This window comes from Pseudoalteromonas sp. SG43-1 (assembly GCF_014164415.1).
GTDB lineage: Bacteria > Pseudomonadota > Gammaproteobacteria > Enterobacterales > Alteromonadaceae > Pseudoalteromonas > Pseudoalteromonas distincta.
Map to the genome: position 1 here is coordinate 1 of NZ_JACJFD010000052.1, position 9283 is coordinate 9283.

Annotated in this window: 10 protein-coding genes and 1 pseudogene; 8 read left to right on the forward strand and 3 right to left on the reverse strand. The window is 40.0% G+C overall.

The window, feature by feature from the left end:
- Positions 1 to 293 precede the first annotated feature (293 nt).
- Positions 294 to 764, forward strand: coding sequence for a sigma D regulator (gene rsd / locus H5159_RS20490; RefSeq protein ID WP_182769417.1), 471 nt, complete (start codon positions 294 to 296; stop codon positions 762 to 764).
- Between the two features lie 65 nt (positions 765 to 829).
- Here the strand turns inward: rsd and fkpA are convergent, their stop codons facing one another.
- A complete protein-coding gene (fkpA, locus tag H5159_RS20495; RefSeq protein ID WP_004335950.1) occupies positions 830 to 1576 on the reverse strand; it encodes an FKBP-type peptidyl-prolyl cis-trans isomerase in 747 nt (248 codons plus the stop codon).
- A gap of 215 nt (positions 1577 to 1791) precedes the next feature.
- Between fkpA and H5159_RS20500 the strand changes: the two genes are divergently transcribed.
- Positions 1792 to 2790 carry a WD40 repeat domain-containing protein gene (locus H5159_RS20500; protein WP_138489926.1) on the forward strand — a complete coding sequence of 333 codons (999 nt, stop codon included), beginning with the start codon at positions 1792 to 1794 and terminating at the stop codon, positions 2788 to 2790.
- Positions 2777 to 2992 carry a SlyX family protein gene (locus H5159_RS20505; protein WP_004335946.1) on the forward strand — a complete coding sequence of 72 codons (216 nt, stop codon included), beginning with the start codon at positions 2777 to 2779 and terminating at the stop codon, positions 2990 to 2992. Before H5159_RS20500 ends, H5159_RS20505 begins: the two co-directional genes overlap by 14 nt.
- A gap of 32 nt (positions 2993 to 3024) precedes the next feature.
- Here H5159_RS20505 and H5159_RS20510 read toward each other — a convergent pair whose 3' ends face one another.
- Positions 3025 to 3228: a YheV family putative zinc ribbon protein gene (locus H5159_RS20510; protein ID WP_007378899.1), complete on the reverse strand. Its 204-nt coding sequence runs from the start codon at positions 3226 to 3228 to the stop codon at positions 3025 to 3027.
- Between the two features lie 132 nt (positions 3229 to 3360).
- Between H5159_RS20510 and H5159_RS20515 the strand changes: the two genes are divergently transcribed.
- From H5159_RS20515 to H5159_RS20535, 5 genes are all read left to right on the forward strand, one after another.
- Positions 3361 to 5283, forward strand: coding sequence for an ATP-binding cassette domain-containing protein (locus H5159_RS20515; protein WP_008165349.1), 1923 nt, complete (start codon positions 3361 to 3363; stop codon positions 5281 to 5283).
- Positions 5267 to 5689 carry a TIGR02444 family protein gene (locus H5159_RS20520; protein ID WP_182748997.1) on the forward strand — a complete coding sequence of 141 codons (423 nt, stop codon included), beginning with the start codon at positions 5267 to 5269 and terminating at the stop codon, positions 5687 to 5689. Before H5159_RS20515 ends, H5159_RS20520 begins: the two co-directional genes overlap by 17 nt.
- A 713-nt stretch (positions 5690 to 6402) precedes the next feature.
- Positions 6403 to 7389 carry a hydrolase gene (locus H5159_RS20525; protein WP_182780948.1) on the forward strand — a complete coding sequence of 329 codons (987 nt, stop codon included), beginning with the start codon at positions 6403 to 6405 and terminating at the stop codon, positions 7387 to 7389.
- A gap of 2 nt (positions 7390 to 7391) precedes the next feature.
- Positions 7392 to 7646 carry a YheU family protein gene (locus H5159_RS20530; RefSeq protein ID WP_004335925.1) on the forward strand — a complete coding sequence of 85 codons (255 nt, stop codon included), beginning with the start codon at positions 7392 to 7394 and terminating at the stop codon, positions 7644 to 7646.
- Between the two features lie 64 nt (positions 7647 to 7710).
- On the forward strand, positions 7711 to 8907 hold the full coding sequence (locus tag H5159_RS20535) for a dipeptidase (RefSeq protein WP_182780949.1): 1197 nt from the start codon (positions 7711 to 7713) through the stop codon (positions 8905 to 8907).
- Between the two features lie 246 nt (positions 8908 to 9153).
- Here H5159_RS20535 and H5159_RS20540 read toward each other — a convergent pair.
- Positions 9154 to 9283 (reverse strand): annotated as a pseudogene (locus H5159_RS20540) (elongation factor Tu); the annotation flags it as partial.

Consider the following 9283-nt stretch of genomic DNA (forward strand, 5'->3'; position numbering starts at 1 on the left):
ACAATAAAAATCTTAAAACAATAAAAATAAATGTTTTAAAATAATAACAATAAAAATCATCTCATAAAAATAAGAAAGCTTGTTATAACAAGTCACTGAAAGAAATTAGACCACCGTAACTGGTGGTTTTTTCTTGCCTAAAATAAAATCCCTCGCCTCGGTTTATATAAAAAGGTACAACCCTCAAAGTAGCTCAACTTTACTTGTTGATATACGCGCAAATTAAATATATCTTGATGTACATAAACTTATTATATTTTAAATTAAAAACCAACCCAGCTAGGAGAACAGTTATGCTGACGCGTGTAGAAAAAGCTCAACAGAAATGGGGTGGTAGCCACACAGTAATTGATAAATGGCTAAACGAACGCCAAGAACTTATTGTACTTTACTGCAAAATTGCAGGCTTTACGCCATACGAAAAGCAAGATCAAGCATTGCCAGAGCCAAAACTAATTGAATCATTTTGCCAGCTTTTAATGGATTACCTATCTGCAGGCCATTTTGAAGTATATGACGATATAGCAAAAGCATGCGAAAAAAAGGGCTTACAAAGCCAAGAGCTTGCAAACTCTATTTACCCGCGTATTTCTAGCACAACCGATGTGGCGTTAGATTTTAATGATAAGTACGCAGAAGTAGATAAAGAAGACTTATTAAAAGACTTTGATAATGACTTATCTGTTATTGGTGAGGCATTAGAAGCTCGTTTTGCACTTGAAGATGAGCTTATTGATAACTTGTTTTCTAATCATGCAAGTTAATACGTTACTTACGCATATTAAAAAAGGGACCTAAGGTCCCTTTTTGCATTTACACAATAAGCTTATTATTGTGCTGGTGCTTCTTCATTTTGAATTTCAAGTAATTCAACTTCAAATACAAGTGTTGAATTAGCTGGAATCTTACCTAAGTCACGGTCACCGTAAGCAAGTTCTGAAGGAATAGTGAACTTGTACTTAGAACCCACTGACATAAGTTGTAAACCTTCAGTCCAACCCGCAATTACGCGGTTAAGAGGGAAAGTTGTCGGTTCGTTACGCGCATATGAGCTATCAAACTCAGTACCGTCTAATAAAGTCCCTTTGTAGTGTACTTTAACTACATCAGTTGCCACTGGCTTTTCGCCATCGCCTTCGCTAAGTACTTCGTACTGTAGACCCGACTCAGTTACTGTAACGCCTTCTTTTTTAGCGTTGTCAGCTAGGTATTTAGCGCCTGCTTCTTTACTTTTTTCAGACTCTACTTTAGCTTTTTCTTCTTGCTTAGTACGTACTGATGTATCTAGTGCAGTTAATACTTCGCGAATTTTTTCTTCGTCAATTTTTGCATTGCCAGCAAGCGCATCTTCAAAACCACGAATTAAAAGTGCTTGGTCTAGTTCAATACCAATTTCTGTTTTGTCTGCTAGGTCTTTATTTAAAAAGTTACCTACAGATGCACCAATACCGTATGCTTGTTGCTGTTCTACAGTGTCTAATTTAACTTCAGCTTGTTCTTTTTTTGCTTCTTGATTACAAGCTGTAAGCGCTAAAACTGACGCTGCAATCAATGACAATCTAATCGTCTTTTTCATTTTAAATCTCCGACATACTTTGCAGTTGTCATTTTAATGTATTATTACTAGTGAAAGATTAACGGCCCACATGATAGGCTGCTTGTTTAATGACTAAATTCCATATTGTTAGCTAAACTAAAAACATATCCAGTGATTAGACAAACAACCTAGGCATTTAACGCGTCCTAGTCTAACCTCTCAGTCACTAAGAGTTAAGGGGAAATACCTGTAATATGTCGATATTTCGTACTTTTTTAATCGTATTTAGCTGTTTTTTAGCCATCGCCTGTACCGATAAAAAACAACACGCTGTAGCAAGTTACGAACATGCTGCACAAGGTGCGTTTTCATCAACAGTTTCAAACGATGGTAAATACAGTTTGATCTCCTCTATCAACCATGGGGTCGCCCTGTGGGATAATCAACAGCAGGTGCTAAAATACCAATGGTTTCAGCAGCAGTCACAAGACAGCCTAGTGTACGCTGTTGCCATTGCTTTTGATAACAGCGTGGCAGTTACCGCCGAAAAAACCACATTTGCTGTGTGGGATATAACCACAGGCAAAAATAAAGGTTATTACAAAATACAAAAAGCCAGTATTCGCGATATCGCCATTAGCAATCAAGGCCGTAGTGTTTTATACGGCCGTAGCGACGGCGTTGTCGTATTTGTAAACCTAGAAACCGGGCGTCGTATTGAGTTTTTAGGTCATCAAGATAAAGTTAACACCGTTGACCTTTCACCTAACGGACGCTTTGCCTTAAGTGGCTCTAACGATTATGTTGCTTACTTTTGGGATACACGTACAGGTCAAGTAATTCATCGTTTTAATCACCCAACGCGTGTTACCCAAGTGACGCTCGATCCACAAGGTCGCTATGCGTTTACGGCCGATAGTATGGCACAAGCAAATGTATGGAAGCTGACTACAGGTGATCTTGTGAGTAAACTGAAGTATATTGCGCGTCAGAAAATTTTTACTGCTGTGCGTTTTAACGAACAAGGCACTTTGCTTGCAACCGGCTCGCCAAATAAGCGCGTAGATTTGTGGCAAATACCAAGCGGTGAAAAAATTCAAACTTGGCAGGTTACCCCGCGCGAAGGCAGTAAGCCTAAATCGGCGGTGGTGCTAGATGTGACATTTACAGATAACGGTAAGTCGTTGTTAACCGAAAGCTCCAGCGGGATCGCAGAGCGATTTATTATACGAGAGAATAATGAACACAATTGAACATCGCTTAATGGAACTTGAAGCCAAAGTGGCTTTTCAAGACGAAACGATTGAAGTCTTAAATGATGAAATAAAAGTGCACCAACAGCTGTTAGCAAAAATGAAACGCCAAACCGAGCTGCTAGCAGAGAAAATTAAAGAGTCGCAGTCATCATCGTCTATGATGTCAGAAGTACCTGAGCCACCTCCACCGCATTACTAAAACCGGTAAAAATTAGGCAATAAAAAACCGGGTTAGTCGCCCGGTTTAAACACACCAATTACTTGTTCAAATTGGCGAGTAGACGCCTGAACAGCGTTATCGGGTTGCGCCATTTTATGACCACACTCAACACACTCTACTTTTTCAACATCATGTTCTCTGTATAGCATCATAGTATCCATGGCTTTGCAGTCAGGGCACGATGCTCCAGCAATAAATCGCTTCTTTTGTCTCACAACATTTTTCCTGTGGTTTGAACTGCTGTCATTTTATCGTATAACTTCACTTGTTGATACGCTTGATAAGAGCATTAAGTTCTATGTTATGATAGCGCCAACTTAACAAGGGCACAGCAAAGTAACGCATTCATGATCCAAATCTCAGAAATAGAACTACTTCGTGGCGGTAAAGCCTTATTAAAAAACGCATCAGCTACGTTATTTCCAGAACACAAAGTAGGCCTTGTTGGCGCTAATGGCTGTGGAAAATCAACGTTATTTGGTTTACTAAAATCAGAACTACAACTAGATGCCGGTAACTGCAGCATTCCAAAAGATTGGTCTATCGCCTCTGTTAAGCAAGAGACACCTGCACTTGAAATAAGCGCGATTGATTATGTACTTCAAGGCCACCCAGAATACTACGCAATGCGTATAGCACTGCGTGAGGCCGAGAAAAACAACGATGGCGACACACAAGCTAAAGTACATATTCAGCTTGAAAACATTAAAGGCTATAGCATTGAATCAACCGCAGGTGAGCTATTACACGGCTTAGGCTTTGCTAATAACCTTATAGAAAATCCTGTAAGCTCGTTTTCGGGTGGTTGGCGTATGCGTTTAAACCTTGCCCAAGCATTAATACGCGACGCCGATTTACTATTACTCGATGAGCCAACAAACCACCTTGATTTAGATGCCGTTTATTGGCTTGAACGCTTTTTACGCGCTTACACCGGCACCCTTGTACTTATATCGCATGACCGTGAGTTTTTAGATGCGGTGGTTGATCAAATTTGGCACGTAGATAAGCAACTTATTAACGTGTACAAAGGTAACTACTCGCAGTTTGAGCGCCAAAAAGCAGAGCGCTTACTACAACAACAAGCAATGTTTGATAAGCAACAAGATCAAATTGCTCACCTTGAGCAGTTTATAACGCGCTTTAAAGCAAAAGCCAGTAAAGCTAAACAAGCACAAAGCCGTGTGAAAGCGCTTGAACGCATGGAAAAACTAGCGCCGGCACATGCCGACTCGCCGTTTAACTTTGAGTTTGCAGAGCCAAAAGCATTGCCAAACCCACTAATGACGATAGATAAAGCCAAAGCGGGTTATGGTGACGTCACCATTTTAAATAATATAGAGCTAAACCTTGTACCAGGCAGCCGAATTGCTTTACTTGGTCGAAATGGCGCAGGTAAATCAACGTTAATTAAACTGCTTTCTGGTGATTTAGAGCCGCAAGCGGGCGAAGTTGTTCAGCATCACGGATTAAATATTGGTTACTTTGCGCAGCATCAACTTGAATCTCTTGATTTAAAAGCCAGTGCAATAATGCACTTACAACGCCTCGACCCAAAAGCCACTGAGCAATCACTACGTGACTTTTTAGGTGGTTTCGCCTTTATTGGCGATAAAGCACTTGAGCCTGTAGCCCCTTTTTCGGGCGGCGAAAAAGCACGTTTAGTACTTGCCATGTTGGTATATCAAAAGCCAAACCTGCTGCTTCTCGATGAGCCAACTAACCACCTTGATTTAGAAATGCGCCATGCACTTGTTATGGCACTGCAAGGCTTTGAAGGCGCCATGGTTACCGTATCACACGACCGCCACATGCTTAAAAATACCGCCGATGAGTTTTACTTAGTAGATGACGGCAAAGTAACCCAGTTTGGTTACGACTTAGATGCGTATTACCAGTGGTTACTCAATGCCAATAAAGAAGCGGTTAAAGCGCAGCAAAGCGACGAGCCTAAAGCAAATCCAGGTGTTAACCGTAAAGAGCAAAAACGCCTAGAGGCTGAGTTTAGAAAGGCCACTCAACCACTTAAAAAGCAAATTGAAAAGCTTGAAAAGCAACTCGATAAATTCACCGCCGAGTTAAGTGAAGTGGAAGTGACCTTAGGTGATAACGAACTCTACAACGACGACAACAAAGCCAAGCTTAAAGAGTTATTAGCCAAGCAAGCAACCCTTACGCCTAAACTTAACGACGTTGAAGAAGAGTTACTTATGGCACTTGAAGAAATGGAAGAAAAAGAGCAGGCATTCGCCGATGAACTTGCTCAATAGCGACCATTTTTGGCAATTTGCGTGCACTTTGTACGCAAAGCCAGAGCAACAAACAACCTTGCTGGCACTACAAAACCAGCAAGGAAAAAATGTTAATTTATGCTTATTACTGCTTTATTTAGACTCATTAAATTTAAGTGTTAATACCCAACAGCTAAACGAGTTAACGCAAGTAGTTAGTGACTTTGATACTCGCGCATTACAACCTCTGCGCGCCGCTCGTAGCTATTTAAAAGCTAACCAGAATGCGATAAGTGATTACGCCACAATACGTGCAGAGTTGCTAAGCGCTGAGCTGAAGCTTGAAAAACAACAGCAACATATGTTGATTGAAACGGTAAATGAGCTTGAATTAGTCAAACTTTCAGAGCCAAACAACATTGAGCTATATGTGAAAGCCACTTAGGGTGTTAGTTTTTGTAGCCTCCTCCACTTTTTATACTCTTTTCTTTGTGCAAAAAAACTTCAAGTAATTACTCACAAAGAGGTTAAGAGGCGCTTCGCTTTTAGAGGAAAACAAACTAAATTACCCAGGTGAAAATGGGTAACTGTCAGATCAAGTCTGAGCTAGTACAGCTCAAGTAGTTCATTGATCTCCCCTCATTTACTTCTCATTCTTTTCTCTTTGTGCAAAAAATCTTTAAGTGGTTTACTCAAAAAAGTTTAAAGCGCTACGCTTTTAGGTAAAGTGAAAAACTCTCTTAGCTCTCAGTGGTAATAACTTAGTAGCCCTTAAAACATGATCTAAATCAACTTAGCTTCACTCCTACACCTGCTTAGAAAAATAACTTGATCTCGATCACGTTGCGACCTGCAAACACCGCTTATGATTAACCCATCAACAACGAGGGGAACAACTCATGAACGTATTCTTTAGAGACTTTTTTACAGATCCAGTTTTATTTATGTCTTTTGGGTTTTTAACCATCGTTGTTTCTTTGTGTATCTTTTTTGCTTTTTTCTTTTTGAAAAAAATACATGACGCAGAAATTCCCGAACAAAATTAAGCACGACGCACTAAAGCGCCTTATTAGTTTACTAGTTAGGCGCTTTTTATTTTCTGAAGCGAAAAATTTGATACACTAGCTTTTCGTTTAATACAAAGTGCGTAGTACAAACATGATCTCTCAGTTCAAACCAGCATGGTGGATGACCAATCGTCACGTTCAGACCATAATGCCGCGTTTTTTCCGCCCATTTCACAATACGTCCTACGAACTTGAGCAACTTGATACACCTGATGGTGACTTTATTGAGCTTGCATGGTCACTTCCACATAATGAAACCGCACCACTTGCTGTTGTTTTACATGGCCTTGAGGGCAATATAAATAGCTTCTATGCCAAAGGCATGATGAAGGCATTAAAAAAACAAGGTTATGCAGTTGTGCTTATGCACTTTAGAAATTGCTCAACCGAAGTAAATCGCCTACCACGTGCTTATCACAGCGGTGACACCGCCGATTTAGCTTTTTTTATAAATCACTTAAAGCTGCAATTTCCTAAGCGCACTATGGTCGCTGTTGGTTTTTCATTGGGCGGTAATGTACTTGCCAAATACTTAGGTGAAGAACGCGAAAAATGCCCATTAAGTGCAGCAGCGGTGGTATCTGCTCCTTATGATTTGTCGTCATCGAGCGATGTTATTCGTAAAAGCTTAGGTAAAATTTACCAAAAATATCTGCTCGATCGGATGAAAAAATCAATGCAGCGAAAGCTGCCACAAATTAAGCAGCAAATTTCATTAACGCCAAAACAGTTAATGAAAATTGACGATTTATTAGAGTTTGATAATCAGTTAACAGCCCCTCTACATGGTTTTGAAAACGCACACGATTACTACCGTAAAGCCAGTGCTATGCCGTATTTGAAAGATATCGCTGTACCCACACTTATTATTCATTCCAAAGACGACCCTATGCTCTCAATTAAAGCCGTACCGAGTAGGCAAGACGTAAGTGAGCATGTTACGCTGCACATCTCTGACAAGGGCGGGCATGTTGGTTTTATTAGCGGTAAAAATCCGTTTAAACCTATATTTTGGTTAGAAAAAGCCGTCCCTCATTATTTTAGCCAGCACGTATCAAATAAAGCGAGTAACAAGTAGTAATGATTATCCCTTTTGAACAACTCGATCAAGACACTCTTTATAACTTAATCGAAAGCTACGTATTACGCGAAGGTACCGATTATGGTGAAGTAGAGGCAAGCATCGAATCTAAAGTAAGCCAAGTAAAGCTGCAGCTTAAAAATGGCGAAGCGATGGTGTTTTTCTCAGAATTACACGAGTCTGTAACTATAATTTCAAAAGGCGAATTTAAAGCGCTGCAAAGTGAAGAGCATCAAGCACAGTCGTTTGATTAAGGCGTAGTACTTGTAACTTTTGAATTGAACGTACACAATGGCTTTTTACCCAAAGAGCCAAAACATGATAAAACTCAGCACTCTAGTGGTAGCCATATCACTAGCTTTAACTAGCCAAGCCCAAGCAGAACAAACAATAACAGCATCTGATAAGGCAATTAAACTCGCTAAAGATACCATTTTAATTGATACCCATATTGACGTACCTTATCGAATTCACGAAAGCTGGGTTGATGTAACCAAAGCAACTAGTGATGGCGATTTTGACTATCCTCGCGCTGTAAAAGGCGGTTTAAACGCCCCATTTATGTCGATTTATATTCCTGCGCATTTAGAGTTTGAGGGTAAAGGAAAAAGCTACCAGCTAGCCAATCAAATGATTGATAGTATGGAAGCCATAGTCCAGCGCGCACCCGATAAGTTTGCTATTGCTAGCTCAAGTACTGATATTGAAGAGCAATTTAAACAAGGTAAGCTGTCTATAGCCATGGGTATGGAAAATGGCTCTCCAATCGAAGGTGATATGAAAAACCTTCAGCACTTTTACGACCGTGGCATTCGTTACATCACGCTAGCGCACTCTCAAAGCAACCATATTTCGGATTCGTCTTACGATATACGCCGTAAATGGAAAGGCTTAAGCCCATTTGGTAAAAAGCTTGTCACTGAAATGAATAATATAGGCATGCTAATTGACGTATCGCATATTTCTGATGATGCGTTTTATCAGGTTATGGAGCTTTCTAAAACACCAGTAATTGCCTCTCATTCATCACTTCGTAAATACACGCCTGGCTTTGAGCGTAATATGAATGACGATATGCTATTAGCGCTGAAAGAAAATGGCGGCGTTATTCAAATCAACTTTGGATCAAGCTTTGTTACCGCTAAAGCAGGTAGTTGGGGCAAGCAATTAAAAAGTACAAAAGAGTCAGCTAAAAAAGAAGGCACTAAGTTAAGTAAAGATTTTGATGCTGCGTACCGTGCTAAAAATCCGTATCCATTTGCAAGTCTTGAGCAAGTACTTGACCATATTGATCACGTAGTTGAGCTAGTTGGTATTGATTATGTAGGTATTGGCTCTGATTATGATGGAGTTGGCGACTCATTACCTATCGGCTTAAAAGATGTATCTAGCTACCCAAATCTTGTCCAAGGTTTAATGGATAGAGATTACAGCGACAAAGATATTAAAAAGATTTTAAGTGGCAATTTATTAAGAGTTTTAAAACAAGCGCAAGAGTATGCGAAGAAACACTAAAGCTTTTATCATATATTAGTAATTGGCTAAAAGACCAAGAGCTAACTCAATATAAGCGCGGCCTAGCCGTGCTTTTTTATATTTAACAGCATAGTTATCTTCGGTACTATTTTCCCCTCGGGTTTCGTAAAACTCAACCCAAGCTACGGCAATAATTCTATACCTAGGAGCAAATCACTTTTCTTCAGGCATTAAAAAAGGCCACCTGAGTGACCTTTTTCTAACAATTAACTTTAAAGTTAATTATTACTCTACGATAGTTGCTACAACACCAGCACCTACAGTACGACCACCTTCACGGATAGCAAAACGAAGACCTTCATCCATCGCGATTGGTGCGATTAGAGTTACTGTCATCTTGATGTTATCACCAGGC